The sequence below is a fragment of the Rhodococcus sp. P4_C10 genome (assembly GCF_056402135.1).
Window position 1 is genome coordinate 1 of sequence record NZ_JBFUHZ010000104.1, and the last position, 741, is coordinate 741.

At 70.3% G+C, this 741-nt stretch carries 1 protein-coding gene and 1 pseudogene; both read right to left on the reverse strand.

What is annotated here, in order from left to right:
• A pseudogene (locus tag AC1DWC_RS26710) lies at positions 1-291 on the reverse strand (hypothetical protein); the annotation flags it as partial.
• A 204-nt stretch (positions 292-495) separates the two neighbouring features.
• A partial coding sequence (locus tag AC1DWC_RS26715) for a hypothetical protein (protein WP_477912019.1) occupies positions 496-741 on the reverse strand: 246 nt, incomplete at its 5' end.

A 741-nucleotide genomic window follows, 5' to 3' on the forward strand; every position in this document is an offset into this window, starting at 1 on the left:
GTTGCCGCTGTTCCCGCCGATCGCGCCGCCACCGTTTCCGGAGGACACGCCACCCTGGTTGCCGTTGCCGATGTTGACGCCGCCGATGGCCACGTTGCCGTTGCCGCCCGCACCACCGGTGGCATTGCCACCGTTGCCGGTCTGGGCGTCGCCCGACTGGGCAGTTCCGCCCGCGCCACCCGGTGCGCCCGCACCGCCGTTCGCGTCAGCGGACGCGATGCCCGCTCCGGCGGCCAGGGCGAAGGCGGCGATGGCTGCGGTAGCAAATGCGCGCTTGATGGTGTTCGACATTGGGTGCTCCTCGTTCGATGGGGGTTGATTTCGTTCTGTCACACAAGCTTCCGCCGTCACCGCGGTCGCCGACAGGCACCCAAGGTGGCAACCCGGCCACCCCCGCGGCTACCGAACACCCCCCAGAGGAGGACCCGGCGCACGGAGTCGGGCCGGCACCCCGCCATGTGTGGCGGGATACCGGCCCGAGATCGGGTGTAGTGGTCAGCAGAAGATGAACGGGAAGCTGCAGCTCTCCTCGGTGGTCGTCGTGGTGGTGGTGTTCGTGGTCGGGTTGTTCGTCCCACCGGCCCCGCCGGCCCCACCGGCACCGCCACCGCCACCGTTCGCGTCACCGGTGGTCGCGTTGCCGCTGTTCCCGCCGATCGCGCCGCCACCGTTTCCGGAGGACACGCCACCCTGGTTGCCGTTGCCGATGTTGACGCCGCCGATGGCCACGTTGCCGTTGCC